At 70.9% G+C, this 24,195-nt stretch carries 25 protein-coding genes and 1 pseudogene; 13 read left to right on the top strand and 13 right to left on the bottom strand.

The features are described from left to right. Window positions 1-141: 141 nt before the first annotated feature. Window positions 142-1,233, top strand: coding sequence for a type I restriction endonuclease (locus FPT20_RS04795; protein WP_158863100.1), 1,092 nt, complete (start codon window positions 142-144; stop codon window positions 1,231-1,233). Between the two features lie 122 nt (window positions 1,234-1,355). Here FPT20_RS04795 and FPT20_RS04790 read toward each other — a convergent pair whose 3' ends face one another. Then, a complete protein-coding gene (locus tag FPT20_RS04790; RefSeq protein ID WP_158863098.1) occupies window positions 1,356-3,893 on the bottom strand; it encodes an ATP-dependent Clp protease ATP-binding subunit in 2,538 nt (845 codons plus the stop codon). Between the two features lie 143 nt (window positions 3,894-4,036). On the opposite strand from FPT20_RS04790, the gene FPT20_RS04785 reads away from it, so the two are divergent. The 5 genes from FPT20_RS04785 to FPT20_RS04765 all read left to right on the top strand — a co-directional run bounded on the left by FPT20_RS04785 (window position 4,037) and on the right by FPT20_RS04765 (window position 8,386). Then, window positions 4,037-4,951: a hypothetical protein gene (locus FPT20_RS04785; protein ID WP_158863096.1), complete on the top strand. Its 915-nt coding sequence runs from the start codon at window positions 4,037-4,039 to the stop codon at window positions 4,949-4,951. Then, on the top strand, window positions 4,948-5,658 hold the full coding sequence (locus FPT20_RS04780; RefSeq protein WP_158863094.1) for a histidine phosphatase family protein: 711 nt from the start codon (window positions 4,948-4,950) through the stop codon (window positions 5,656-5,658). Before FPT20_RS04785 ends, FPT20_RS04780 begins: the two co-directional genes overlap by 4 nt. After that, entirely contained in the window at window positions 5,645-6,505 is an 861-nt protein-coding gene (locus FPT20_RS04775) for an NAD(P)H-hydrate dehydratase (protein WP_158863092.1), read from the top strand. The genes FPT20_RS04780 and FPT20_RS04775 overlap by 14 nt, the downstream gene beginning before the upstream one ends. Before the next feature lie 118 nt (window positions 6,506-6,623). After that, window positions 6,624-7,100: an SHOCT domain-containing protein gene (locus FPT20_RS04770; RefSeq protein WP_158863090.1), complete on the top strand. Its 477-nt coding sequence runs from the start codon at window positions 6,624-6,626 to the stop codon at window positions 7,098-7,100. Window positions 7,101-7,150: 50 nt separating this feature from the next. Then, window positions 7,151-8,386, top strand: a complete 1,236-nt coding sequence (locus FPT20_RS04765; RefSeq protein WP_158863088.1) for an AI-2E family transporter — start codon at window positions 7,151-7,153, stop codon at window positions 8,384-8,386. Between the two features lie 17 nt (window positions 8,387-8,403). On the opposite strand, the gene FPT20_RS04760 is transcribed toward FPT20_RS04765, so the two are convergent. The 3 genes from FPT20_RS04760 to FPT20_RS04750 all read right to left on the bottom strand — a co-directional run bounded on the left by FPT20_RS04760 (window position 8,404) and on the right by FPT20_RS04750 (window position 10,411). Next, window positions 8,404-8,952 (bottom strand): hypothetical protein, encoded by a 549-nt coding sequence (locus FPT20_RS04760; RefSeq protein ID WP_158863086.1) that lies wholly within the window; start codon window positions 8,950-8,952, stop codon window positions 8,404-8,406. Beyond that, window positions 8,949-10,034, bottom strand: coding sequence for an ATP-binding protein (locus FPT20_RS04755; RefSeq protein WP_158863084.1), 1,086 nt, complete (start codon window positions 10,032-10,034; stop codon window positions 8,949-8,951). The genes FPT20_RS04760 and FPT20_RS04755 overlap by 4 nt, the downstream gene beginning before the upstream one ends. Before the next feature lie 80 nt (window positions 10,035-10,114). Further along, window positions 10,115-10,411 carry a hypothetical protein gene (locus tag FPT20_RS04750; protein ID WP_158863082.1) on the bottom strand — a complete coding sequence of 99 codons (297 nt, stop codon included), beginning with the start codon at window positions 10,409-10,411 and terminating at the stop codon, window positions 10,115-10,117. A 322-nt stretch (window positions 10,412-10,733) separates the two neighbouring features. On the opposite strand from FPT20_RS04750, the gene FPT20_RS04745 reads away from it, so the two are divergent. Genes FPT20_RS04745 through FPT20_RS04730 form a run of 4 tightly spaced genes read left to right on the top strand, consistent with a single transcriptional unit; the run spans window position 10,734 to window position 15,083 of the window. Further along, the gene (locus FPT20_RS04745) at window positions 10,734-11,123 is read left to right on the top strand and encodes an SHOCT domain-containing protein (RefSeq protein WP_158863080.1); all 390 of its coding nucleotides are present in this window, start codon (window positions 10,734-10,736) and stop codon (window positions 11,121-11,123) included. A gap of 4 nt (window positions 11,124-11,127) precedes the next feature. After that, window positions 11,128-12,534, top strand: a complete 1,407-nt coding sequence (locus FPT20_RS04740; protein ID WP_158863078.1) for an MFS transporter — start codon at window positions 11,128-11,130, stop codon at window positions 12,532-12,534. Window positions 12,535-12,543: 9 nt separating this feature from the next. Beyond that, window positions 12,544-13,629, top strand: a complete 1,086-nt coding sequence (locus tag FPT20_RS04735) for a DUF998 domain-containing protein (protein ID WP_158863076.1) — start codon at window positions 12,544-12,546, stop codon at window positions 13,627-13,629. Window positions 13,630-13,667: 38 nt separating this feature from the next. Next, window positions 13,668-15,083, top strand: coding sequence for a DUF2252 domain-containing protein (locus FPT20_RS04730; RefSeq protein WP_233265390.1), 1,416 nt, complete (start codon window positions 13,668-13,670; stop codon window positions 15,081-15,083). A 21-nt stretch (window positions 15,084-15,104) separates the two neighbouring features. Here the strand turns inward: FPT20_RS04730 and FPT20_RS04725 are convergent, their stop codons facing one another. Then, window positions 15,105-15,908, bottom strand: a complete 804-nt coding sequence (locus tag FPT20_RS04725; protein WP_233265389.1) for an alpha/beta fold hydrolase — start codon at window positions 15,906-15,908, stop codon at window positions 15,105-15,107. Then, window positions 15,905-16,705: an ABC transporter ATP-binding protein gene (locus FPT20_RS04720; protein WP_158863074.1), complete on the bottom strand. Its 801-nt coding sequence runs from the start codon at window positions 16,703-16,705 to the stop codon at window positions 15,905-15,907. The genes FPT20_RS04725 and FPT20_RS04720 overlap by 4 nt, the downstream gene beginning before the upstream one ends. A 112-nt stretch (window positions 16,706-16,817) precedes the next feature. Here FPT20_RS04720 and FPT20_RS04715 point away from each other — a divergent pair. Further along, window positions 16,818-17,474 (top strand): annotated as a pseudogene (locus tag FPT20_RS04715) (NADPH-dependent F420 reductase); the annotation flags it as partial. A gap of 16 nt (window positions 17,475-17,490) precedes the next feature. On the opposite strand, the gene FPT20_RS04710 reads toward FPT20_RS04715, so the two are convergent. Beyond that, on the bottom strand, window positions 17,491-17,781 hold the full coding sequence (locus FPT20_RS04710) for a hypothetical protein (protein ID WP_442786472.1): 291 nt from the start codon (window positions 17,779-17,781) through the stop codon (window positions 17,491-17,493). Between the two features lie 103 nt (window positions 17,782-17,884). Here FPT20_RS04710 and FPT20_RS04705 point away from each other — a divergent pair, with 103 nt between their 5' ends. Then, a complete protein-coding gene (locus FPT20_RS04705; RefSeq protein ID WP_158863068.1) occupies window positions 17,885-20,446 on the top strand; it encodes an ATP-binding protein in 2,562 nt (853 codons plus the stop codon). Between the two features lie 22 nt (window positions 20,447-20,468). Here FPT20_RS04705 and FPT20_RS04700 read toward each other — a convergent pair whose 3' ends face one another. Both FPT20_RS04700 and FPT20_RS04695 read right to left on the bottom strand, forming a co-directional pair. Further along, window positions 20,469-20,804, bottom strand: a complete 336-nt coding sequence (locus FPT20_RS04700; RefSeq protein WP_233265388.1) for a hypothetical protein — start codon at window positions 20,802-20,804, stop codon at window positions 20,469-20,471. 133 nt (window positions 20,805-20,937) lie between these two features. Continuing rightward, window positions 20,938-21,249: a DUF7882 family protein gene (locus FPT20_RS04695; protein ID WP_158863066.1), complete on the bottom strand. Its 312-nt coding sequence runs from the start codon at window positions 21,247-21,249 to the stop codon at window positions 20,938-20,940. Between the two features lie 131 nt (window positions 21,250-21,380). Here FPT20_RS04695 and FPT20_RS04690 point away from each other — a divergent pair, with 131 nt between their 5' ends. Next, the gene (locus FPT20_RS04690; protein ID WP_158863064.1) at window positions 21,381-21,638 is read left to right on the top strand and encodes a hypothetical protein; all 258 of its coding nucleotides are present in this window, start codon (window positions 21,381-21,383) and stop codon (window positions 21,636-21,638) included. Window positions 21,639-21,682: 44 nt separating this feature from the next. Here the strand turns inward: FPT20_RS04690 and FPT20_RS04685 are convergent, their stop codons facing one another. From FPT20_RS04685 to FPT20_RS04670, 4 genes are all read right to left on the bottom strand, one after another. Further along, on the bottom strand, window positions 21,683-22,465 hold the full coding sequence (locus tag FPT20_RS04685; protein WP_233265387.1) for an EAL domain-containing protein: 783 nt from the start codon (window positions 22,463-22,465) through the stop codon (window positions 21,683-21,685). Window positions 22,466-22,545: 80 nt separating this feature from the next. Beyond that, window positions 22,546-22,752 carry a hypothetical protein gene (locus tag FPT20_RS04680; RefSeq protein WP_158863060.1) on the bottom strand — a complete coding sequence of 69 codons (207 nt, stop codon included), beginning with the start codon at window positions 22,750-22,752 and terminating at the stop codon, window positions 22,546-22,548. 153 nt (window positions 22,753-22,905) lie between these two features. Next, window positions 22,906-23,112 (bottom strand): CDGSH iron-sulfur domain-containing protein, encoded by a 207-nt coding sequence (locus FPT20_RS04675; protein WP_158863058.1) that lies wholly within the window; start codon window positions 23,110-23,112, stop codon window positions 22,906-22,908. Continuing rightward, a complete protein-coding gene (locus tag FPT20_RS04670) occupies window positions 23,109-24,182 on the bottom strand; it encodes an iron-containing redox enzyme family protein (RefSeq protein WP_158863056.1) in 1,074 nt (357 codons plus the stop codon). The genes FPT20_RS04675 and FPT20_RS04670 overlap by 4 nt, the downstream gene beginning before the upstream one ends. Between the last annotated feature and the right edge of the window lie 13 nt (window positions 24,183-24,195).

Here is a 24,195-nt window from a genome sequence, read left to right as displayed (position 1 = left end):
CGAGTACAGGGGGTTGGGTGTGAGCGGCTTCTCAGGCGTTCAGGATGCCGACACGCGCTAGGCCCCTATTCGAGGGGAAAACGTACCAAACGGCCGGGATGTCTTTTATCGTCGCAGTGGAGTCGAGCGGAGGGTAACCCGATGGAGTTTGAAGAAGTATTAGCGGCGTTGGCGCTCAAGGTAAGGAACCAACGTGACGCCATCAGCACCGAGGAAGCGACAAAGAACGCGTTCGTCATGCCATTCATTTCGAGCGTCCTCGGATACGACGTCTTCAACCCGCTCGAAGTGGTTCCGGAGTTCACGGCTGACGTCGGCATTAAGAAGGGCGAGAAAATCGATTACGCCGTCATGCGTGACGGGGAAGTTCAGATGCTGATCGAAGCAAAGAAGTCGACCGAGTCGTTGACGATCGAAAACGCTTCCCAGCTGTATCGGTACTTTGCCGTCACGAACGCCCGCGTGGCGATCCTGACCAACGGTCAGGTCTACCAGTTCTACACGGACCTGGACGCACCGAATCGCATGGACGACAAGCCATTTCTGGTTCTCGATCTACTCGATGTCGATGAAACACTCATCCCGGAGCTTCGAAAGCTCACCAAGGACGCATTCGATCTGGATTCCGTTATCAGCGCGGCGGGCGAGTTGAAGTACATCGGCCAGATCAAGCGCGTTCTCGCCGCGCAATTCCGTGAGCCTGAGGATGAATGGACAAGGTTCCTCATCAGCCGGGTTTACGACGGTTCGATCACGCAGCGCGTACGGGAGCAGTTCGCGCCGCTCGTGGAAAAGGCAACCAAGCAGTTCCTGAACGACCAGGCAAGCGACCGACTCAAGACTGCGCTCGGTGGCTCCTCGTATACGACCGCGCAACCAACCGAGCCCGAGACGCTTGTCAGCCAACCCTCCTCTCATGCCGATTTGGACCGCGACACCGAGATCGAAACGACAGAAGAGGAACTGGAGGGTTACCAAATCGTCAAAGCGATTGCATGCAGCGAAGTCAAGCCGCATCGCGTTGCCCAGCGTGACTCAAAGTCGTACTTCGCCATCCTCCTCGACGACAACAATCGCAAGCCGCTCGCGCGACTCCACTTCAACGGCAAATCGAAGAAGTACATTGGTCTCTTCGATGCTGAGAAGAACGAGACGCGGTACGAGCTCGAATCGCTCGAAGAGATTTACCGTTTCGCTGACGAAATCCGAACTGCGGCCCGTCGTTACGCCTGACGTTTGACGCGCCAAATCAGTCGTCACGCCCGGACTCGTTCGGTGGCTGTTCCTCGCTAGGCGCAAAGCGCCGAAGGCGCCGGCCCTCGTGGGGACCGGCGCCTTCGTACCGGGGTGGCGGGTTACGCCGCCACGGGGAGGGAGACCGCTGCGCTGACCCGGAGCTCGCCGTCGATCGCGTCGACGATCACGCGGCCGCCGTCGGCCAGGTCGCCCGAGACCATCAGCTCGGCGATCCGGTCGTCGACCTCGCGCTGGATCACGCGGCGGAGCGGCCGGGCACCGTACTCCGGCTCATAACCGGCGTCGGCGATCCAGGCGACGGCCTGCTCGGTGGCCTCGAACCCGATCGACCGCACGGAGAGCCGCGCGGAGGTGCCCTTCAGCAGGAGCCGCACGATCTCGCGCAGCTGCTCGGCGTCGAGCTTCCGGAACAGCACGATCTCGTCGATCCGGTTCAGGAACTCGGGGCGCATCGCCTCCCACAGCTTCGCCATGACGCGGTCGCGGATGTCCTTCTCCGAGGAGAAGCCGTCCGAACCGGTGGGCACGAAGCCGAGGGCACCGCTCCGGCTCGCGAGGAACTCCGAGCCGAGGTTCGAGGTCATGATGACGACCGTGTTGCGGAAGTCGACCGTGCGGCCCTGACCGTCCGTGAGCCGCCCGTCGTCCAGCACCTGCAGGAGCAGGTTGAAGACGTCCGGGTGGGCCTTCTCGATCTCGTCGAACAGCACCACCGAGTACGGGTTGCGGCGGACGCGCTCAGTCAGCTGACCCGCCTCGTCGTAGCCGACGTATCCGGGAGGCGCTCCCACCAGCCGCGCGACGGTGTGACGCTCTCCGAACTCGCTCATGTCGAAGCGCAGCATCGCCCGCTCGTCGCCGAACAGCGAGGCCGCGAGCGACTTCGCGAGCTCGGTCTTGCCGACACCGGTCGGGCCGAGGAACAGGAAGCTGCCGACGGGCCGCCTCTCGTCGCCGAGACCCGTGCGGTTGCGACGCACGGCCTTGGCAACGGCCGTGACCGCGTCGTCCTGACCGATCACGCGCTCGTGCAGCTCGGACTCGAGCCGCGCCAGGCGCTCGCGGTCCGCCTCTCCGATGCGGGACACCGGGATGCCGGTCGCGCGGGAGACGATCCCGGCGATGGCCGCCTCGTCGACGACCGCGTCCGGACGCGGGGCGGAGGCGAGCTCGTCGAGCGAGCGCTGCACCGCCTCCATCTCGTCACGGAGGCGCGACGCCTCCTCGTAGTGCTCCGCGGCGACGGCGGAGTTCTTCTCGGACTCCAGGGTGGCCAGGCGCTCCATCAGGGCCGACGAGTCGACGCGCTTGCCGAGCGACAGCCGGAGCCGGGCGCCGGCCTGGTCGATGAGGTCGATGGCCTTGTCCGGCAGGAAGCGGTCGGAGATGTAGCGGTCGGAGAGCTCAACCGCGGCGCGGATCGCGTCCTCGGTGTAGCGGACGCCGTGGTGCTCCTCGTAGGCGCCGCGGAGGCCGTCGAGGATGAGGACGGCGTCCTCCACGCTCGGCTCCCCCACCGTCACCGGCTGGAAGCGGCGCTCGAGCGCCGGGTCCTTCTCGATGCGGCGGTACTCCTTGAGGGTCGTCGCGCCGACGAGGTGGAGGTCGCCGCGGGCGAGGCGCGGCTTGAGGATGTTGCCGGCGTCCATGCCGCCCGACTCGCCGGACCCTCCGGCGCCGACCACGGTGTGCAGCTCGTCGATGAAGACGATCAGCTCGTCCTTGCCCGCGCTGATCTCGTCCATGAGCTTGGTGAGCCGCTCCTCGAAGTCGCCGCGGTACCGGGTGCCGGCGACCATCCCCGCGAGGTCGAGCGAGACGACCTTCTTCTCCTGCAGCTGCTCCGGCACGTCGCCGGACACGATCGCGCGGGCCAGGCCCTCCACGATCGCCGTCTTGCCGACGCCGGCCTCGCCGACGAGGACGGGGTTGTTCTTGGTCCGGCGCGACAGGATCTCGACCGTCTGCTCGATCTCGTCGAGACGGCCGATGACCGGGTCGAGGCGGCCGTCGCGTGCGAGCGCCGTCAGGTCGGTGCCGAACTGGTCGAGCATCGGGGTCTGCGACTGTCCGTCGGCAGCCGGCTGCGCGCCGGTGTCGCCGCCCACGGTCGCCTGCTGGCGCATGGCCCCCGTCAGCGCCTCGGGCGTCACGCCCGCGGCCTGCAGGACCTGCCCGGCGGGCGCATCCTGACCGATGACGAGCGCGAAGAACAGGTGCTCGGGGTCGATGTAGGTGGCGCCCGACGCGCGGGCCACCTGATAGGCGTGGAAGAGAGCGCGCTGCGCAGAGGCGGTCACGCTCGCGCCGTCGGCGTCGATCTCGCTTCCGGTGGCGGGGAGGCGCTGCTCGGCCGCGGCGGCCACAGCGGCCGGGTCGACGCCGATGCGGCGCATCGCCTCGGCGGCGGGCTCCTGCTCCGCCATCACGCGGAGCACGTGGAGCGCGTCGAGCTCGCGGTGGCCGTGGCGCAGCGCGAACCGCCCGGCCTCGGCCAGGATCTCCTGGGTCCGGCGGCTGAGGTAGCGGCTGATGTCGATGGAGCGCGCGGCACGCGCACGCTCACCCGCGAGGTAACGCGCGAGGAACTCGTCGAACGAGCCGGCGTCGCCGTCGGGAGTGAAGTTCTCGGGCACTTGTTCTCCTGATTCCAAAGTTGAGTGGTGTGCACTCAACTTCAACGCTGGAGGGGCGCGGGTATTCCCGGATCTTCCGATGCTCCTCGCGACCCGCCCCCGCGGATGCCCACGCGACCGGCTGCTCGGGTAGCCTCGCCCCCATGGATGCGACGACGGCGTGGCTGCTCGAGGGAGACCCGGCGATCCGCTGGCAGACGCGCCGCGATCTGCTGCACGAGGACGACCCCGCCGTGGCCGCCGACCGCGACCGCGTCGAGCAGGAGGGGTGGGGCGCCCGCCTGCTGGATCGTCAGGACCCGGGCGGCACCTGGGGCGGCGCGGTGTGGAAGCAGCGGGAATGGGACGCGACGGACGACACCGTGCTCCTGCTCGCGCTGCTCGGCGCGCGCGGACCCCGGACCGACGCCGCGATCGACCGCGTCGCGTCCGGGGTCGACTGGGGCGAGGAGTGGGGCCGCAACCCGTTCTTCCGCGGGGAGGAGGAACCGTGCATCAACGGACGCGTGCTCACCGCGGCCGCCGCGTTCGGGCGGGCGGACGACCTCACGGTCGAACTGATCCTCAGCCAGCAGCAGGACGACGGTGGCTGGAACTGCTACGCGCGTTCGCCCGGTGATCCCGGCTCGTTCAACAGCACGATCTGCGTGATCGAGGGGCTCGCGGCGTACCGCGACGGCGGCGGGACGATCGACGTGGCGGAGCCGCTTCGTCGAGGCCAGGAGTACCTGCTCGAGCGTCGCCTCCTGCGTCGCCGGTCGACGGGCGAGCTGGTCGACGAGGCCTTCCTCCGGTTCGCCTTCCCCTATTACTGGCACTACGACGTCCTGCGCGGACTCGACCATCTCCGCGCGTCCGGTGCGGCCTTCGACGACCGGGCCGCCGAGGCGGTCTCCGTCGTGGCGGACGCGCGCGGAGCAGACGGCCGCTGGGTGCTCGACGCCACGTTCCCCGGCGATGTCGCGGTCAAGCTCGAGCGCGTCGGCGAGGCGAGCCGCTGGATCACGCTGCGCGCCCTTCGCGTGCTCGAGTGGGCGGGCGTACAGTCCGGGGCATGACGGCTCGAACCCTTCTGCTCATCCGTCACGGCGAGAGCACGGCGAACGTCGCGGCCCAGGCCGCCGAGGCCTCCGGTGCCGAGGTGGTCCGCGTCGAGGCGCGCGACGCGGACGTCCCGCTGTCGCCGCTCGGCGAACGGCAGGCGACCGCTCTCGGCGACCGGCTCCGCCCCTCCCTCCCGCCCGGCGCGCTGATCTACTCCTCTCCTTACCTGCGCGCCCGCGAGACCGCTCAACTCGCCCTGGGCGCCGACGTGCCGCTCCTCCTCGACGAACGGCTCCGCGATCGCGAACTCGGGGTCCTCGACCGGCTGACCTCGGTCGGGGTCGCGCGCCGGTTCCCGGAGGAGGCCGAGCGCAAACGCTGGGTCGGGAAGTTCTATCACCGGCCTCCGGGCGGCGAGTCCTGGGCGGACGTCGCGCTCCGGCTGCGGTCGTTCGTCGGCGAACTCCCCGCCGGGGAGGCCCCGATCGTCGTCTTCGCGCACGACGCCGTCGTCAGCCTGTTCGTGTACGTGCTGCTGCGCATGACGGAGGCGCAACTCGCCGAGCACCTCCTCACGCACCCGGTCGCGAACGCCTCCGTGACGGCGCTCGTCGGCGACCCGGCCGGATGGCGATTGGAGGCGCTGGCCGACGACAGCCACCTCGCCGCCGCAGGCCTGCCGACGACCGAGCACCCGGGAGCCGCTCGTGCCGAGGTCTGAGGCCGAACGGATCACCCCCGGGCTTCTGCGGTCGTGGCCGCTCCCCCGGCCGACGGGCTCCAAGCGCTCGCGCGGCGACGTCGTCGTCGTCGGAGGGGCGCGCCGCTCGCCGGGAGCGGCGCTCCTCGCCGGCCGGGCCGCCCTCCGGGTGGGTGCCGGGAGGCTGACCCTCGCGGTCGGCGCATCGGTGGCCGAGGCCGTCGCCGTCGCGTTGCCGGAGTCGGGCGTGGTGCCCCTCGCGGAGACCCGGAGCGGGGCGGTGCGCGGTGCCGCGGTCCGCTCGGCGTCCGGGGATCTGGCTGCCGCCCGCGCGATCCTCGTCGGCCCCGGTCTCGACGACGCCGGCGAGACGGCGCGCATGCTGCACGAGGTCGGCAGGGCGGCCGGACGGGACGCCACGCTCGTCCTCGACGCCTACGCGCTCGGCGCGCTCGCCGGGCACCGGAGACTGGCCGGCCGCACCCCGCGCATCCTGACCCCGAACGAGCAGGAGGCGTCCATCCTCCTCGGGCGCGACGTGCGGGACCTCGACGCGGCCACCGTCGAACTGGCGCGACGCTACCGGGCGGTGGTCTCGTGCTTCGGGCGCATCGCCTCACCGGAGGGACGCCTCCTCACCACGGGCGACGGGGATCCGGGTCTCGGCACGTCGGGAAGCGGGGACGCGCTGGCCGGTGCGATCGCCGGGCTGGCCGCACGGGGCTGCCGGCCGTTGCAGGCGGCGGTCTGGGGCACGCACCTCCACACGGCCGCCGGGGCGTCGCTCAGCCGGTCGGTGGGGGCGCTGGGGTACCTCGCCGGCGAGATCGTGGACCGCCTCGTGGTCGAGCTCGACGCGCTCTCCTGAGCCGGGGAAGCTCTCCTGAGCCGGGGAAAAGGGCTCTAGACGAGCCGAACCCGGCGGCGCTACTGTCAGCGCACACCCAGCCTCCATGGGGAGATGGGCTGAGGAAGGAGCTGTACTCATGGACTGGAGCAACTTCTGGAGCGTCGTCTGGCTGTTCTTCTGGAGCTTCGCCTTCGTCGCCTACCTGTTCGCGCTGTTCGCCATCATCAGCGACCTGTTCCGCGACCACAAGCTCAACGGCTGGTGGAAGGCGCTGTGGATCATCTTCCTGATCTTCGTGCCCTTCCTCACCGCCCTCGTCTACCTCATCGCCCGCGGGCCGGGCATGGCCGAACGCAGCCAGCGGGAGGCGCGGCAGGTCCAATCCGCGACCGACCAGTACATCCGCACGGTGGCGCAGGCCAGTCCGGCGGATGAGATCGCCAAGGCGAAGGCGCTGCTCGACGCGGGGACGATCAGTCCGGAGGAGTTCGCGCACCTGAAGTCGCGGGCTCTCGCCGGACAGGATGCGCCGGCTTCCGGCGGCGCTCACGCGGCTCCCGCGGCGTCCGCCCCGGCGGCACCCCCGGCCCCTCCCGCCGCTCCGACGGCGTGACGGCGGGGGCGCGCTGACGGCGCCCCAGAGAACAGAGCCGAGGCGATGACATGGCGCAGCGTTCGCGGGTGTGGCCGTTCGCACGCCGGCGGCGCGCGCCGGAGCCCGCTCCGCCGGAGGGGGCCGACTCCGACGCGGCCACGGCCGGCCCGGCCGACGGCCGCGCGGTCCGGATCCTGCTCGGGCTCGCGGCCGGCGTGGTCATCGCCTTCGGCATGGCGGGGATCGCGCACATCCTCGCACCGACCCTGCTCGCACTCGTCCTGACCATCTGCGCGCAGCCGGTGCGCGTGTGGCTGCAGCGGCACGGGACTCCTGACGGGCTCGCGACGGGCGCCGTGGCGCTGACGGTGTTCGCGCTGCTCGCGGCGTTCATCGGGCTCCTGATCGTGGCGATGGCCCAGTTCATCGGGATGCTGCCCCAGTACAAGGATGAGCTCGAGGCGATCGGAAAGCAGTTCGGCGAGTTCCTGCAGACGATCGGGCTAGGGCAGCAGCAGGTGAACGACATCGCCTCCAGCTTCGACCCCACCAAGTTCCTCAACTTCTTCACCGAGCTGCTCGGCAACGCCTTCGGGCTGATCGCTTTCCTCGTCGTGGTGCTGACGATGCTCATCCTGATGCCGGCCGACGCCGCATACACCCCGACGCTGCTCCGGCAGCTCGAGCCGACGAAGCCGAACCTCGTCTTCGCCGTGAGCGGATTCGCCCGCAGCGTCCGGCGGTACATGGTCGTGACCACGGTGCTCGGCATCGTCCAGGGAGTCATCAACGGAATCGCGCTGTGGGCGCTGGGAGTGCCGGCCGCGCTCCTGTGGGCGATCCTGTCGTTCCTGTGCAGCTTCATCCCGAACGTCGGCTACTTCATCGCCATCGTCCCTCCCCTGGTCTTCGGCTATCTGACCGGAGGCTGGGGCACCGTCATCGCGATCATCGTCATCTACGGCGTGATCAACGCCATCGTCCAGTCGGTGATCCAGCCGAAGGTGGTCGGCAACGCCGTGGCGCTGAGCCAGACGCTCACCTTCTTCTCCGTGCTGTTCTGGGCGGTGGTGCTCGGGCCGATCGGCGCGATCCTCGCCATCCCTCTGACCTTGCTCGTCCGGGCGGTCCTCGTCGACTCCGACCCGCGCGCCCGGCAGTGGCGCCCCGCCATCGGCGACCTGAGCCACACCCGCGAGCTGATGAAGGAGGACTACCTGGCCCGGAAGACCGAGCGCCGCCAGGCCAAGGGCAAGCAAGCGGCCGGCCCGCCCGCCGCCGAACCACCCGGTGACTCCGACTGACCGCGGCGCCGGGCCCCTCAGTGCTGCAGCGCGCTTTTCAGCACGATGACGATCACCCCGAACAGTCCGCTCGTGAGAGCGCCGGCCAGGCAGATCACGACGGGTCTCCGTCGCAGGGCGAACACGGAGTAGCCGAGGAGGGCGAGCATGAGCACCGAGAACCAGAGGGAGAGGTAGACGGAGAGCACGGGCGGGAGCAGAGCGAGCGAGGCCAGCAGCAGCGGGATGCTCGGGATGATCGCCGCCTCCAGCATGCCGCCGGACTCGCCGATCGCGTGCCGGAGCGCATCGCGGACGCGAGCGCCCAGAGCCTCCTCCCCCGGCTGGTAGCCGAGGGCCGTCGAGTAGACGTGGGCGGTCCAGAAGACGACGATGCTGACGACGCTCAGAACGAGGAGGTGGACGACCGCGGCTCGGTCGGTCTGCCCGCCGGAGGCGGCCGCGACGACGCTGGCGTACACGACGGTGCCGTAGATGGCGGCGGGCGTGCCCCAGTGCCGCCACAGCGCCCGGTGGAGGCGGCTCTCGCGGTCCGGGGCGGCGTCGGTGTCGTTCAGATCCATCATCCGGCGGCCAGGACGGCCAGGTCGCTCCCGCCCTCGACGGTGAGCCGCCGACCGACACGGACCAGCTGCGGCTCGTCCGAGAACGCTCCCGCGAAGAGCGCCTCGCCCTTCCGGAACGTGGGCGACTCCTCGAGCATGGCGACCGGGACGAAGCCGAACACGTCGGCGATCTCGGCGAGGTCGCGAGGCGAGTTCATGCGCATGAGCCCGAGGTTGTCGCACTGCGAGAGCACGTTGGGGTGGATCTTGGTCGGACGCTGCGTCGACAGGAACAGCCACAGCCCGAACTTGCGGCCCTCCGCGGCGATCTGGATGAGCTGCTCGGTGAGCTGCGCCTCCACGCTCGACCGCGGCACCGGTGGGCAGAAGTTGTGCGCCTCATCGATCACGATGAGCAGCGGCCGGCGCTCCATCCGGTGCTCCCAGAGGTGCTCCAGCACGCACAGCGCGGCCGCCTGCGGTTCGGACGGGTGCGAGAACCCGCCGACGTCGAGCACGACGACGCGCGGCCGCTCGTCGACCGTGTCGACGACGCTCGAGCGTCCGAACGACCACAGCGGCCACTCGAGGATCTCGAGGTTGTCGATGCGGCGCCCGAGCCGCTGCCGGGCGGGATCGCCGGACGCAGCGAGCGCGCGGAGGAAGGCGTCGCGGTCGAAGGCGTTCGACGACTTGTCGAGGTGCAGCAGGGCGTTGTACTCCTCCTCGTCCCCGATGGGATCGAGGCGCCCCACCGCCGCCTGCGACCGCACGCTGAGGTCGACGTAGCGAGCGTGCAGCTGCGGCTCCTGCGCCGTGCTCGAATGGAAGACCCTGATGTCGAGACCGGCGAAGCGCTCGCGAAGGTCGGGCTCCACATCGTCGCGGGTCTCCGCGAGGTGGACGAAGTCTGCATTCGGGTCGAGCACCGCCACCGGGAGGTCGGTGCCGAGGAGGAGCTGTTCGAGCACCACGCCGAGCGCGTACGTCTTGCCCGACCCGCTCTGGCCGCACCAGAAGGTGTGCCGGTTGAACCGGGAGCCGTCGATGACCGCCGGCCGGTCCGGCGCATCCGCCTTCGACCCGATGGTCAGAGGGATCACCGCCGTCCTCCTCTCGCGCCGCCGCCGACCGCATGCTAACGCGAAGCCCCCGGGGCCGGGAAGTGGTGAGCGACGGCGGGTCAGACGGGAGTGGGGTGCGTGTCGGGTTCGCCGTCCGGCCGGTACCCGCGCGTCGCCTCCTCGTAGCTGGTGTGGGGCCGCTTCGGCCCGGACTCGGCGGGAGGCGGGACGTCGGTCCGCTGCAGCGCGTGCAGGACGAGCTGCTCGACGAGGCGCGCCGCCGTCGTGCGGCGGTGCTGCGCGATCCGCACGAGCGCCACGTACTCCCGCTCACCGAGATGGATCTTGAGGGGGATGCCTCCCGGGGTGTGACCGGGAGCGAGCGTCGAAGCGCCCACCACGTCGTCCTGGCTCATGGGCCGATCCTCCCTCTCGGATCCCGCGCGCGACGGGACCTAAGGCCCCCGGGAAGCGGGTGGACCGACGGAGGATTCTCGTGTCTTCCCGAACGGCGTCCAGCTGATGCATCATTCGGCCGAGACAAACGCAACATCGGCGGGCGCCGCCGCTGGGAGTCCAGCTGATCGGCGAGGGCGCCCCGGTCGGCCGGCTCTGGGGGCGGAGCCGGCCGATCGCCACATGAATCGCGCGGAGCGATGAGGAGTAGCCAAGGGCGTGCCGGCGGCGCTACTTTTCGCTCGCCGGCCGAAGCTCGGTCGAGCGGGAGGGATGATCGAGATGTCCGACTTCTGGAGCGTCGTCTGGCTGTTCTTCTGGTGCTTCGCCTTCGTCGCCTACCTGTTCGCACTGTTCGCCATCATCGGCGACCTGTTCCGCGACCACAAGCTCAACGGCTGGTGGAAGGCGCTGTGGATCATCTTCCTGGTCTTCGTGCCCTTCCTCACCGCGCTGATCTACCTGATCGCGCGCGGGCCGGGCATGGCCGAACGCGGTCAGCGCGAGGCCGCCACGACGCAGGCCGCGGTGGATGCGCACATCCGCGACGTCAGCGGGGGCGGCAGCCCGGCGGAGGAGATCGCGAAGGCGAAGGCACTCCTCGATTCGGGGGCGATCAGCGCCGCCGAGTTCGAGCACCTGAAGTCCCGCGCCGTCGCGGGCACCGCGTGACGCGATGAGCACCGGCGTCGCCCGCGCGACCGCCACCGGCTGGACCCTCGCGCCGCTGGCGCTGGCCCAGTTCATCTGCTCGTTCGCGGGCTCGAACATGAACGTGATGCTCAACGACATGGCCCGCGACCTCGGGACCACGGTCGAGGGCATCCAGTTGTCCATCACGCTGTTCCTGCTCACCATGGCGGCGCTGATGGTGCCGTTCGGGAAGCTGACGGACCGGCTCGGCCGGAAGACGTGCCTCCTGCTCGGACTGGGCGTCTACGGCGTCGGGGCCGTCCTGAGCGCTCTGGCGCCCGGGCTCGGCGTCCTGATCCTGGGCAACTCGATCCTGGAGGGGGCCGGCACGGCGCTGCTCATCCCTCCCGTCTACATCCTCGTCACCCTGTACTGGAGGGATCTGCGCTCGCGGGCGCGCTCGTTCGGCATCGTGAGCGCGGCCGGAGGCGTCGGCGCCGCAACCGGACCGCTCATCGGCGGCTGGATCTGCACGACCATCAGCTGGCGCGCCGCGTTCGGCTTCCAGGCGCTCGTCATCATCGCGATCATCCTGCTGTCGCTGCGGCTGAAGGACCCGCTGCCGGCCGACCCGACCCGTCCCTACGACGTGGTGGGCGCCTTCCTCTCCGGCGGAGGGCTCGTGGTCTTCGTCATGGGCATCCTCGCGATCGACCGGAGCGTGCTCCTCGGGCTGCTCCTCCTCGCGCTGGGCGCCGGCGTGATCGCGTGCTTCTTCGTCTGGATCCGGAGGCTCGAGCGGCTGCACCGGGAACCCCTCCTCTCGACGGGGCTCTTCCGGAACCGCGTCTCGAATCTGGGCCTCGTGACCCAGAACTTCCAGTGGCTCCTCCTGATGGGCATCTCGTTCCTCGTGTCCAGCCACCTCCAGGTCGTGCGCGATTACAGCGCGATCGAGTCCGGCGTCATCTTCAGCGCCGCGACGGTCGGCATCCTCGTGTCGTCGCTGTCGGCCGGTCGTCTCGTCCGCTCGATCTCGCAGCGCACGCTGATCGTCACGGGATTCCTCGTGACCGGGCTCGGAACCGTGCTGCTCCTGCTCGTGGCCGCCGTTCCCGGCGCGTGGCCGTTCGCGCCGGGCCTCCTCGTGATCGGACTCGGCCTCGGCGTGATGCTCACGCCGAGCGTAAACGTCGTCCAATCGGCCTTCCCGGAGAAGCTGCAGGGCGAGATATCCGGTCTGTCGCGCAGCATCTCCAATCTCGGATCGAGCTTCGGCACCGCCATCGTGGGCACCATCCTGGGCATCGCGGCCGCGGGCAGCGAGGGCGACAACTACGTGCTCGCCATGGTGCCGCTCGTCATCGTCGCGATCGCGGGCGCGCTGGTGGCGTCGCGTCTCCCCGGGGTGCGGGCGACGGTCCCGAGCGCGGCCCCGGCCGTCGGCTAGGAGGACGCGATGACCGGGGTCAAGCCGCAGCACCCGCGGGCTCTGTCGTCGAGGGCGGCGGCGCTCAATCTCGAGGGCGCGGCGATCACCCTGGGCGGTGCGGCGCTCGTGCTGGGCGCCCTCGTCTCCCTCCCGTTCTTCTGGGGGCGGGCACTCCCCATCGCCGGCCCGGGCTCGGTGTCGCAGTTCGCGGCGCTGTCGGGCTCCGTCGTCGCCCTCGTCGCGTACGCGATCGGCCGTCTCTGGCACAGGAACGCGCTGACCCCGTTCGGCGGCCGCCCGAGCCAGGAGGCGGATCCCGGCCACCGGCGGACGCTCACGGCGATCGACGTGTTCGACACGGTGGTGATCGCGCTGGCCCACGCCATCATCGCGCTCCTCGGCTGGCTGGTGCTCGGCGCCGTGATGGCCGCCGGGTTCACGGATGCGACGGTGTACTCCCTGGCGGGAACGGCCCTCGCCGGTGCGGCCGCCGCGGTGACCGCCTACGCGGTGTTCCTCTCCGCGACCCGCATGGACCTGATGCGCCTCTCGACCGTGCTCGGGGCGTTCGCGATCACCGGGCTGCTCGCCTCCATGCTGAGCGCCCCCGACCCGCACTGGTGGCAGTTGCACCTGAGCGCGCTCGGCATGTCCAACAGCATCTCGTCGCTCACCTTCAACCTGACCCTCATCATCGCCGGTCTCATGATGACCGCGATCGCCCGCTACGCCACCGACCTGCGCGGCGTCGGCGATCCGGTGCAGCGGTCGCGGGTGCTGCGGCTCCGGGTGTGCCTGATCCTCATCGGGGTGCTCCTCGCCGGCGTCGGCCTCTTCCCGCTCGACGTCTCGAAGGTGCTCCACAACGTCTCCGCCGTCGGGATGCTGATCACGTTCACGTTCGTCGTGTTCTGGGTGCGCCGCGCACTTCCCGGCGCACCCCGCTCCTTCCTCGTCTACGGATACGTGTCGTTCGCCGTCATCGTCGTCGCTGCGGTGTTCTTCGTGACCGGCTACTACGTGCTGACCGCCACCGAGCTGGTCGCGGGCGTCATGGTCTTCAGCTGGCTCATCGTCTATCTGCGCGTGAGCGGCGCGGCCGCCCGCACCTGAGGTGCGCCATTCCCGCGGGAGTCCGGCGGAGCTAGCATGTGCGCGTCCCGCCCCGGGACGAGGAGGTGGGCACCATGACCGTGGAGGCGCAACAGGCAGCTCAGGGGTCGCCCCTGTCCGAGGAGGAGCTCTGGGATGCCGGCCGGGAAGCGCGCGACGCCGTCCCGCGCTCGGCCCACGCCGACTACTCACCCGCTCCGGACCGGGATCCCATCGGGATCCTCCAGGAGCAGCACTCGACGCGCCTCCCGTGGCTCGTCCAGCTCCGCGTGGAGCGCATGAGCGCCGATGCCTTCGCGTTCTACCGGGGCACCGCGGCCATCCAGGCCGCCGACCTGCGGACCGGCGCCCAGAGCGGGGCCGAGGTCGTCATCTGCGGCGACGCCCACCTCTCGAACTTCGGCATCTACCGCTCGCCGGAAAAGTCGATGGTGTTCGACATCAACGACTTCGACGAGGCGACGGTCGGCCCGTGGGAGTGGGATGTGAAACGCCTCCTCACGAGCTTCGAGCTGGCGGGCCGGTCCCTCGGCATCCCCCGGGCCGAGCTCACGGACATCGTGCAGCGCGCGGGCGCGTACTACCGCAACTCGCTCCGGACGACCCTCCAGCTGCCCCTGCTCGATCGGTACTTCACCCCGACGAGCATGATGGACCGCCGCCTGCTCGACCCGGAGTCGGAGCGGATGATCCGGCAGACCATGAAGGACTCCGAGAAGCGCACGACGGAACGGGTCGCGAAGCGCACCCTGTCGGAGGGCGGCGACGGCAGCCGGCGCTTCGTCGAACGCCCGCCGGTGCTCACCGCGCTGGAGCCCGAGGCCCGCGCGCTGGTGGACGAGGTCTTCGAGGGATACCGGGCGACCGTCCTCCCGAACATCGCCCTCCTGCTGTCGCAGTACACCATCCTCGACGCGGCGCGCCGAGTGGTCGGCGTCGGGAGCGTCGGCACGCGGTGCTTCCTGCTGGCGCTCGGCGACCCGACCGGCAGCGTCCATATCCTGCAGCTGAAGGAGGCGAACCCGTCGGTGGTCACCCAGTTCGGTGGCGTGGCGCCCGCGCAGGGCTACTTCGACACCGCGCTCCTGCCGGAGCATCAGGGATACCGGGTGGTCTCCACCCAGCGCATCCTGCAGGCCGTGTCGGACCCGTTCCTGGGCTGGGTCGACCTGGGCGATTTCAGCTTCTACGCCCGCATGTTCCGCAACTGGAACGCGTCGTTCGACATCACCACCATGAGCAAGGTCCAGTTCGGCGACTACGCCCTGGCGTGCGGCACGGTGCTCGCACGGGCGCACGCGCGCTCACCCAAGGCGGCGTTCGCCGCCGGGTACATGGGCACGGGCGGCGCCTTCGTGCGGGCCGCGGCGGAGTGGGCGCGGAAGTACGCGGATCAGGCCGAGGCCGACTACGCCGAGTTCGTCGCGGCCGCGGCCCGCGGCGCGTTCGCCTGATGCGCTGAGGGCCCGACGCGGTCAGGAGCGCGCGGCCTGGCCGGGAGGGAGCAGGAAGTCGCGCACCGCCTCCAGCACCTCCGGCGTGTCGAGGTGGAGGCCGTGCCGGGCATCGAGCTCGCTGATGGTCGCCTCGCGGATGCTCTCGGCGAGCAGCCGCCCGTGCTCCACCGGCGTGAGCGGGTCGCGGGTGCCGTGGATCACGAGGGTCTCGGCGCGGATCCGGCCGAGCGCCTCGAGTCCGTCGTGGTCGCGGCTCGCCGCGAAGTGCCCCCGAAGCGCCGGGCGCGTGGCCGTCCGCGTGAAGAAGCCGTCCACGGCCTCGGGGTTCGCCTCCGCCCAGGCATCGTCGAAGAAGAGCGGCACCATCCGCCCCCGGTCACCGCTCAGCAGGTCGGCGACCGCCCCCGGCTCACGCCGGACCGCCGCCCGGTCGCTCGCCGAGGTCGCGATGAGGACGAGCCGTCGCACCCGCGCCGGCTCGTCGGCGGCCAGCCACTGGGCGACTCGGCCGCCCATCGAGTGACCGACGACGTGCGCGGCGGCGACGCCCGCGGCGTCGAGCACGGCGACCGCATCCTGAGCGAACGACCGCGTGCCGTAGCGGGAGGGATCGCCCGGGTCGCTCGCACCGATGCCGCGGTGGTCGTACACGAGCACCCGGAAATCGCGGGCGAGCGCGTCGGCGAACGGCCCCCAGCCGTGCATCCCGGTCGCCTGGCCCGCGATCAGCAGCACGGGGACGCCGGTGCCGCGCTCCTCGAAGGCGATCCGCGCGCCGTCGTCTGCGACGGCGAAGGCCGTGGAGGCGCTCCCGCCGGTCACGCGTGGACGCCCTGCCGGACTGCCCGGGCACTCCAGCGCCCGCCGTCGCGCTCCACCCGGATCGGGTGCTCGAACGCGCGGGTGACCGTCTCGGTGGTGATGGCGTCGTCGATGCGCCCCGTCGAGACGATGCGGCCGTGCGCGATGAGCAGGGCGTGCGATGTGGTCTCCGGCAGCTCCTCCAGGTGGTGGGTGACGAGCACGGAGGCCAGGGTCGGCTCCGATCTCGACAGGTCGTCGATCGTCTCGAGCAGCTGCTCGCGCGCAGCGACGTCGAGCCCCGTCGTCGGCTCGTCGAGCAGCAGGAGGCTCGGCTCGGCGATGAGGGCGCGGGCGATGAGGGCGCGCCCCCGCTCCCCCTGCGACAGCGTGGGCCAGCGCGAACCCGCGCGCTCCTCCAGACCGACGGTGCGGATCAGGTCGGCGGCGCGCTCCTCCTGAGCGGTCGCGGGCTCCCACCGCAGGGGGATCTCGACGGTGCCCGTGAGGCCCGTCAGCACGACCTCGGTCACGGTGAGCGGACTGCGGACGGGGTGCCGCGGGTTCACATGCCCGATGTGCCTCCGCAGTTCCTGGAGCTCCACGCGGCCCAGGCGGCGCCCGAGGACATCGACCGTGCCCGAGGTCGGGAAGGCGAGCGCCCCGCAGAAACCCAGGATCGTGCTCTTGCCCGCGCCGTTCGGTCCGAGGAGCGCCCAATGCTCCCCCGGCCGGACGGTCAGGTCGATGCCGTCGAGGATCGCCTTCCCGGCACGGCGGAACGTCACGTCGTGCAGTTCGAGAGTGGCGGATGTCACCGCGACAGCCTAACCGCGAGCGCGGGCGGACGCGCCCCGGGTGCGCTCGCGGGCACTCTGCACGTCCGTTCACGTCCGGTCACGGGGGAATCACCTCCCGTCACCCGCTGTTGCGCTCAGCATGACGACAATCGGATTCATCGGTTCAGGACACATCGGTTCTCAGCTCGCCCGCCTCGCCGTGGCTCGCGGCTACGACGTGGTCATGAGCAACTCGCGCGGCCCCGAGACCCTGACGGCGCTGGTGGAGGAGCTCGGCCCGCACGCGCGGGCGGCGACCGCCACCGAGGCGGCCGCGGCCGGCGACCTCGTGGTCGTGACCACCCCGCTCGCGGCGGAGGCGACGCTCCCCGTGGAGGAACTGGCCGGCAAGATCGTGATCGACACCAACAACTACTACCCGCAGCGCGACGGGCACATCGCGGAGCTCGACGACGAGTCGACCACCGTGGCCGAGCGGCTCCAGGCGAAGCTGCCCGCCTCCAAGGTGGTCAAGGCGTTCAATCACATCGCCGCCGCCGCTCTCACCGACGAGGGGCAGGAGCCCGGGACGCCGAACCGCCGCGCACTCATCGTGGCCGGCGACGACGCGGATGCTCGCGCGCGGGTCGGCTCCCTGATCGACGAGTTCGGCTTCGACCCGGTGGACATCGGAGCGCTCTCCGAGGGCTGGCGGGCGCAGCGCGACACCCCCGCTTACGTGCGCCGCTACGACGCAGCGGAGCTCAAGGAGGCCCTGGCCGCCGCCAAGCGCTACCGCGACATGTGACCGGCGGGCGCCGGGCTCAGCCGAGGGACTCCACCGCGATGAGGTCCCCGATGGGCTCGGCGTCCGAGGCGGTCGCCTCCGTCGCCGCCGACGAGGTCAGGTAGGCGCCGCTGACGAAGGCGACGGCGCCGAAGGCGAGCGCCACGATGAGGTCGGTGAGCTCGCGCGGGGTCAGGTGCGCCAGCACCCCGCCGACGCCCTCCTGAGCATCGCGGGCGTCGGGCGCGAAGAGCAGCCCGACGGCCACCGCCGCCACCGCTCCGGCGAATCCGAGCACGTACCACGCCACTTCTTTCACGTCCCCCATGCAACCGGCGCTGGGAGCTTTCGGGTAGCCGCTACCGAATCATGCGCGGGCGTGGTACGCGACCCCTGTACATTTTCTCAGCCGGGCCCCACAATGACATAACATGAGTGGCCCTCATATAATCCGAACGCCGGATCAGCGGTTGCGGATCTTCGTCTCGTCCACGCTGGGCGAGCTCGCTGACGAGCGCCGAGCAGCGAGGACCGCGATCGAGCGCCTCCATCTCGCGCCCGTCATGTTCGAGCTCGGCGCCCGGCCGCACCCTCCCCGTGAGCTGTACCGGGCGTATCTCCAGCAGAGCGACGTCTTCGTCGGACTGTACTGGGAGCGGTACGGCTGGGTCGCCCCCGATGAGACGGTCTCCGGCCTCGAGGACGAGTACAACCTGGCGCCGCCGGATCTTCCGCGCCTCCTCTACGTGAAGAGCCCGGCGGACAGCCGCGATCAGCGCCTGACCGAGCTGCTCAAACGCATCCGCGAGGACGACCGGGCCGCGTACAAGTACTTCGAGACGCCGCGCGAGCTGGAGCGCCTCCTCGAGAACGACCTCGCCACCCTCCTCGCGGAGCGGTTCGATCAGAGCCGCGCCATGGTGACCGCCGACGTCGCGAGCGATGCGGACCGTGTGGTGGAGCCGGTCCGGCTGCCCGTCCCGCTCACGGGGCTCATCGGGCGGGAGGCGGACATCGCGGCGATCGACCGGCTCCTGCAGCAGGGCACACGCCTCATCACGCTGATCGGCCCCGGCGGGATCGGCAAGAGCCGCCTCGCCATCGCCGCCGCGCGATCGGCCGCGCAGCGCTACGAGGACGGCGCCGTCTTCGTCGACCTCTCAGCCGTGCACGACCCCGAGCGGGTGCCCAACCGCCTGGCGCAGACGCTGGGCGTGCGCGACACGGGCGACGCCCCGCTCAGCGAGAATCTCGTCACCGCTCTCCGCGAGCGGGAGATGCTCCTCGTCCTCGACAACTTCGAGCAGGTCCTCGGCGCGGCCCCCCTCCTCACCGAGCTCCTCGCCGCCTGTCCGGGCATCGCGATCATCGTGACGAGCCGGGTGCTGCTGCGCGTGTCGGCCGAGCAGAGCTACGAGGTGAACCCGCTGCCGGAGGACCCGGCGGTCAGCCTCTTCGTCGATCGCGCGCACGCGGTGAAGCCGGACTTCGAGGTGACACCCGAGAACGCAGCCGCGGTGGCCGGGGTGTGCGCGGCGGTCGACGGCGTGCCGCTCGCCATCGAGCTGGCCGCGGCCCGGGTGCGGGTGCTCACACCGGCCGAGCTGCTCGACCGGCTCGACCGGCGCCTGTCCGTCCTGGTGGGCGGTTCCCGGGACCTCCCGGAACGGCAGCAGACGATCCGGCGCACGATCGAGTGGAGCACGCAGCTGCTCGACGAGGCCCAGCGCCGCCTGCTCACCCGGCTGGGCGTCTTCGAGGGCGGGTTCACGCTGGAGGCGGCCGAGTCCGTCGGAGCGGACGGGGGCGACGACGCCGACGTCCTCGGCGACCTGGCCGTGCTGGTGGACTCGAGCCTGGTCAGCCAGCACGACAGCGACGACCGGCCGCGCTTCTCGATGCAGGCCATCGTGCGCGAGTACGCCCGCGAGCGGCTGGAGCGCGAGGGCGGCCTCGCCGACGCCCGCGAGGCGCACGCCCGCTGGTTCCTCCAGCTCAGCGCGCGTGCCCGCGACCCCCTCCGCGGCCGGGGCCAGCGCGAGTGGATGCTGCGGCTCGGCGACGAGCGCGACAACCTCCGCGCCGCGGAGCGCTACCTGCTCGACGGCCGGGACTGGGACCGCGCGGCCGGGCTCGCCTTCGATCTGTTCCTCTACTTCTGGGTCATCGGCTTGCTCGGCGAGGTCCGCACCTGGATGGACGAACCGCTCGAGTCGGGCGACGACCTCAGCGACCGGACGCGCGCGATCGCGCTCTACTTCACACGCACGATCCGGTTCTGGAAGGACCCCGACGGGCGCGTCGCGGCCGACCTGGCCGAGAGCGCCGAGCTGTTCCACCGGTGCGGCGAGGAGGACGGGGAGGCGATGGCCTCCATCTCGCTGGCGCTCGCGCTCATGGCGGGCGAGCATCCGGACACCGAGCGCGCCGCCGAGGTGATGGACCGCACGACCGGCATCTTCCGCAAGATCGGCAACACGTGGGGCGAGTCGATGGCGCTGGTGCTGATCGGGAGGGTCGCGCTGCTCCGGCAGCAGCTGCGGTCCGCGGCCGACCGCTTCCGCGAGTCGCTCGAGCTCACCCGGCTGGGCGGCGATGCGGTCGGCGGCCGGATCGCCGCGTACCACCTGGGGTGGGCGCTGCTGCTGCTCGGCTCACCGGAGGAGGCGCGGACGGACTTCGCCCTGAGCGTCACCCTGTCTGCCAGCCTCGGCCACGTCGAGGGCATCGCCTACGGTCTGGAGGGGCTGGCGGCGGTGGCCGCGCAGGCCGGGGATGTCGACCGGGCCGGCCGGCTCTCGGGCGCTGCGCGGGCTCTGCGAGAGCGATCCGGTACGCACAACGGGCCGACCTTCACCTTCCACCAGCGCTACCTCGACCGGCTGGCCGCGGTCGCGCCGCACGAGCGGCTGGCTGCGGCGGTCGCCGAGGGCCGGGAGCTGACGGTGGAGGAGGCCGTGGCCGAGGCGCTGGCCGCGCCGGCCGTCAACTGAGCCGGCTCGCGGCGGGGTCCGCTCAGGCCACCGCGTCGAGAGCGGGGGCGTCCGCCGACGGCGTCTGGCGCTCGATGTCCGCCGCCTCCTGCGCGGCGAACCGGCCGGCCCACTGCGCCAGAGAGGCCTCGGGCTCGACCCAGGCGCGGTACACCGCGGTCCGCGCCTCCTGGAGCGTGGCGTGGACGCCCACGTCGCGACCGGCGTGGTCCGTGCCGACGAAGCCGTCGTGGCTGCGGTCCACCATGCCGACGTAGGCGCTGGGAGTCGAAGCGACCCAGAGGTCCGCGGCCGGTGACGACCACGAGACGTACTCGGTGGGAAGGTCGATCGACGGGATGTGGAACTCGGGAGACATGGGCTGCTTCCTTCGAGGGACGGAACGTGTTTTGGGAACACATCGATCATCCGATCGATCCCGCGCCGGAGCAAGAAATCGAGGGGGCCTTGCGCAGCCCGGGCACTATCCGGTATAAGCGCTCGGTCGACCGCTACTTCCCGGGCCCGCGCACCTCCGACTCCTCCATCAGGTACATCCCGGAGGCGCGCGCGCCAGACTGGATCATGGCCTCGATCCAGTCCTTGTTGAGGGCCGGCGACTTGGAGCCCGAGTAGAAGATGTGGAGGGGGACGCCGTTGTCGACCCAGATGGTATGCCGGCCGCTGCCGAGCTCGGCCGCGACCGGCCAGGTGAGGAAGAAGTTCTCTCCACGCCGCAGCTTGGTGCTCACGGCGATCTGCATGTGGAAGAGGACGCGGTCGTCGAGCTCGTAGCTCTCACCGTCGTAGCGCAAAGTGCCCACGGGTGCCTTTCGGGATATTCCGCACGCGTTCGTTCGCGTGCCTGACGAGCCTACCTGGTACCGATCCCACGGGGTGTAAAGTGCTCGGGCCAGGTTTTTTCCTGGGACCTGACAGGAGAGGCGCTGACAGCATGATCGTTCACCGGCTGACCGTCGATGGCAAGGACTACTTCCTCCCGGACCCGGTCGACGGCCTGCGCGCGCAGATCCTGGAGGCGGTGCGCGCCGGTGGCGGCTATGTCACGATCCCGCCGCTGCGCAGCGGCCCCGGGGTCGACGTGCTCTTCTCCCCCGGCATGCCGGTGACCTGGGCGCAGATCGAGGTCGACGCCCCTCAGGCGCGCCCCGAGGAGCCGCGCGTCGACATCGACTCGTTCGACGCGCTCTGAAAGCGACCTGACCCGCCGTCGAGCGGCGCACCTGGCCGGCGCCGTCAGCTGCGGCGGATGCGCCCGCGATTGGCGGTGTACCAGGCGAACAGCTCCTGCGGCGGTTGGGGCTTCGCGATCCAGTAGCCCTGCGCGCGGTCGCAGCCGAGGGCGGCGAGCCGGTCGAACTGCTCCTCCTCCTCGACGCCCTCGCCGACGACGCGGATGCCGCGGGCGTGGGCCTCGACGACAATGCGGGCCATCTCCTCGGAGCGCTCCGTGGACTGGACGAGGCTGCGGTCGAGCTTGAGCTCGCGCGCGTGCAGCGCCTCCACGCGCTCGAATGAGGAGTGGCCGGTGCCGAAGTCGTCGACCGAGATCATGACGCCGTGGGCGGCGAGAGCCGCGAGCGGGGCGGCGACGCGCTCCGGGTGCACGATCCGCTGGCTCTCGGTGACCTCGACGATGAGCGTCTCGGGGCGGAACCTGCCGTTCGCGAACGCGTCCTCGAACATGTCGTAGAGGGCCGGGTCCTCCAGCTGGGTGGCGGAGACGTTCACGGCCACCTCGATGGAGCACCCGCGGCGGTACTCATTTATGAGGTCGTCCATCATGCGCTCCGTGAGCATGGCGAGCATGCCGGTCTTCTGCGCCATCTCGACGAAGACGTCGGGCGCGATCGGGCCGCGCCGGGGGTGGGTCCAGCGCGCGAGCGCCTCGACGCCCACTACCCGTCCCATGGGGATGTCGACCTGCGGCTGGTACGCGGCGGTGACCTGGTGGGCCTCGAGCGCTCGCTCGAAGTCCTGAGCGAGGTGCTCGAGATCGAGATCGCGTACGGGTGCCACGTTTTGCATGTTCCCCGCGCGAGCCGCCGATGTCAACTTGACGGGCCGCGCATGTTCGCTCTCAGCAGTCGCGTCGGCCGTCAGCGAGCCCTCCGGCGGCGATGGCGCGCGCCGCCCGCCAGCACGAGGAACCACACCGCCGCGGCCCCGGACGCGAGCGCCACGGTCCCGTCGATGATCCGCACCTCCACCGGGATCCCCGCCCCGCCGACGGGCGCCAGCAGCAGCACCGCCGCAGTGAGGGCGATCGTCATCGCGAAGGCCGCCCCCGACGCCAACCCGCTCATTGTCCCCGACCCTTCATCGCTGCCCCCGCCGCGACGCGCACCCGCGATCGACGCGGTCTCACGGTGGCGAGCGTAGCCGCGCCGGGTGCCCGCGGGGAGACCGCACCGCGATCTTTACCGAATCGTCACCGTGCGTCCGCCCGGCGCCGGACCTCACTCGTCGCCGGTGCGGAAGTGCGAGGACTTGTGGCTGCCGTCGCAGAACGGCTTGATCATCGACAGGCCGCACCGGCAGAGCGCGACGGTCCGGCGCCGCTGCTCGATGGGCGTCCCGTCCGGCCGGGTGAGCTCGACGCGTCCGCGGACGAGCAGGGGTCCATCGGGGCACGCGACGATCGTGGGGGTCTCGTCCTCGATCACGCCGCGCCCTCCGTCAGCGGGATCCGGAGCGAGCTGCGACCCTCGCTCCAGCAGTCGAGCATGTGCTGGCCGACCAGACCGTCGACGTGGAGGCACGCGGCCGCTCCGAACAGGATGTCCGGCAGCAGCTCCGGGCACTGCTGGGCGAGGCCCCCGGCGAGGTCGCGGCCCGCGATCTGCTCGTGGACGGCGTCCGCCTCCACGTGCTCGTCGTAGTACCCGGTGACGTCCTCGTCGTAGCCGAGCCGCCGGAAGCCGGTCCCGTAGAAGCGGTTCGGGATCGAGGAGGTCATCTCGAACGCCGCCAGGTGGCCGGTGATGGCCCCGCGGAGGCGCCGGTTGAGGCCGAACATCGACATCATCGTGAACGAGGCCAGCGTGATCGCGGGCACGTTGTCGAGGTAGGCGCCGTAGCGGTCGTCGAGTCCGACGCCGCGCATCGTCCGGGCGAAGATCTCGGCGTGGATGCGGTCGGGGCGGCCTCCCCCGTACTCGTCGGACTGCACCTCCACCAGAGCCGCCTTCGCGCGACCGGTCAGCCGCGGGATCGCCCAGGAGTGCGGGTCCGCCTCCTTGCGCGTGTAGATGGAGCGGTGGACGACGAACTCGACCGCCTGCTCGCGGGTGGCCTGTTTGGCGATGTAACGGGAAAGGCTCGGGCCGCCGTCCTCGGCGGTCAGGGCGAAGAGGTGGGCGGCGACGGCGTCGGCCGTCGGCTCGGGCGGCTCGGCGGCCGGCACACGGTCGCGGAGCTGTCGCTCGAACTCCCGCTCGATGATGCGGCGGCCGCGCAGCAGCTCGGGGTTCCACTCCCAGTCGTCGTCCGCGGCGACCGTGTGCCCGTAGTGCAGTCCGTAGAGCAGCAGCAGGGTGAGCTGGAGGTCGTCGTCGGTGAGGAGGTCCGGGCCGGCCTCGATCGCCCGGGCGGCGAGCTCCGCGACGAGGAGCGCCTCCGGCGACGAGTCCGACGGGGCACCCGCCAAGGCCGTGAGCAGGGCGTCGCTGACCGGGCCCCGAGCCTCGGCCGCCGCTCCGTCCACCCGGGAGGGCGCATGCGTTCGTGCAGTCATGCTCCGAATGTGG

Source organism: Leifsonia sp. AG29 (assembly GCF_009765225.1).
Classification (GTDB): domain Bacteria; phylum Actinomycetota; class Actinomycetes; order Actinomycetales; family Microbacteriaceae; genus Leifsonia.
This window is presented reverse-complemented; position numbering and strand designations above follow the sequence as displayed.

Coding starts and splice junctions, on each gene's coding strand:
- FPT20_RS04795 (WP_158863100.1), top strand. CDS start 142: ATGGAGTTTGAAGAAGTATTAGCGGCGTTGGCGCTCAAGGTAAGGAAC.
- FPT20_RS04785 (WP_158863096.1), top strand. CDS start 4,037: ATGGATGCGACGACGGCGTGGCTGCTCGAGGGAGACCCGGCGATCCGC.
- FPT20_RS04780 (WP_158863094.1), top strand. CDS start 4,948: ATGACGGCTCGAACCCTTCTGCTCATCCGTCACGGCGAGAGCACGGCG.
- FPT20_RS04770 (WP_158863090.1), top strand. CDS start 6,624: ATGGACTGGAGCAACTTCTGGAGCGTCGTCTGGCTGTTCTTCTGGAGC.
- FPT20_RS04765 (WP_158863088.1), top strand. CDS start 7,151: ATGGCGCAGCGTTCGCGGGTGTGGCCGTTCGCACGCCGGCGGCGCGCG.
- FPT20_RS04760 (WP_158863086.1), bottom strand. CDS start 8,952: ATGATGGATCTGAACGACACCGACGCCGCCCCGGACCGCGAGAGCCGC.
- FPT20_RS04750 (WP_158863082.1), bottom strand. CDS start 10,411: ATGAGCCAGGACGACGTGGTGGGCGCTTCGACGCTCGCTCCCGGTCAC.
- FPT20_RS04745 (WP_158863080.1), top strand. CDS start 10,734: ATGTCCGACTTCTGGAGCGTCGTCTGGCTGTTCTTCTGGTGCTTCGCC.
- FPT20_RS04740 (WP_158863078.1), top strand. CDS start 11,128: ATGAGCACCGGCGTCGCCCGCGCGACCGCCACCGGCTGGACCCTCGCG.
- FPT20_RS04735 (WP_158863076.1), top strand. CDS start 12,544: ATGACCGGGGTCAAGCCGCAGCACCCGCGGGCTCTGTCGTCGAGGGCG.
- FPT20_RS04710 (WP_442786472.1), bottom strand. CDS start 17,781: ATGGGGGACGTGAAAGAAGTGGCGTGGTACGTGCTCGGATTCGCCGGA.
- FPT20_RS04705 (WP_158863068.1), top strand. CDS start 17,885: ATGAGTGGCCCTCATATAATCCGAACGCCGGATCAGCGGTTGCGGATC.
- FPT20_RS04700 (WP_233265388.1), bottom strand. CDS start 20,804: ATGTCTCCCGAGTTCCACATCCCGTCGATCGACCTTCCCACCGAGTAC.
- FPT20_RS04690 (WP_158863064.1), top strand. CDS start 21,381: ATGATCGTTCACCGGCTGACCGTCGATGGCAAGGACTACTTCCTCCCG.
- FPT20_RS04680 (WP_158863060.1), bottom strand. CDS start 22,752: ATGAGCGGGTTGGCGTCGGGGGCGGCCTTCGCGATGACGATCGCCCTC.
- FPT20_RS04670 (WP_158863056.1), bottom strand. CDS start 24,182: ATGACTGCACGAACGCATGCGCCCTCCCGGGTGGACGGAGCGGCGGCC.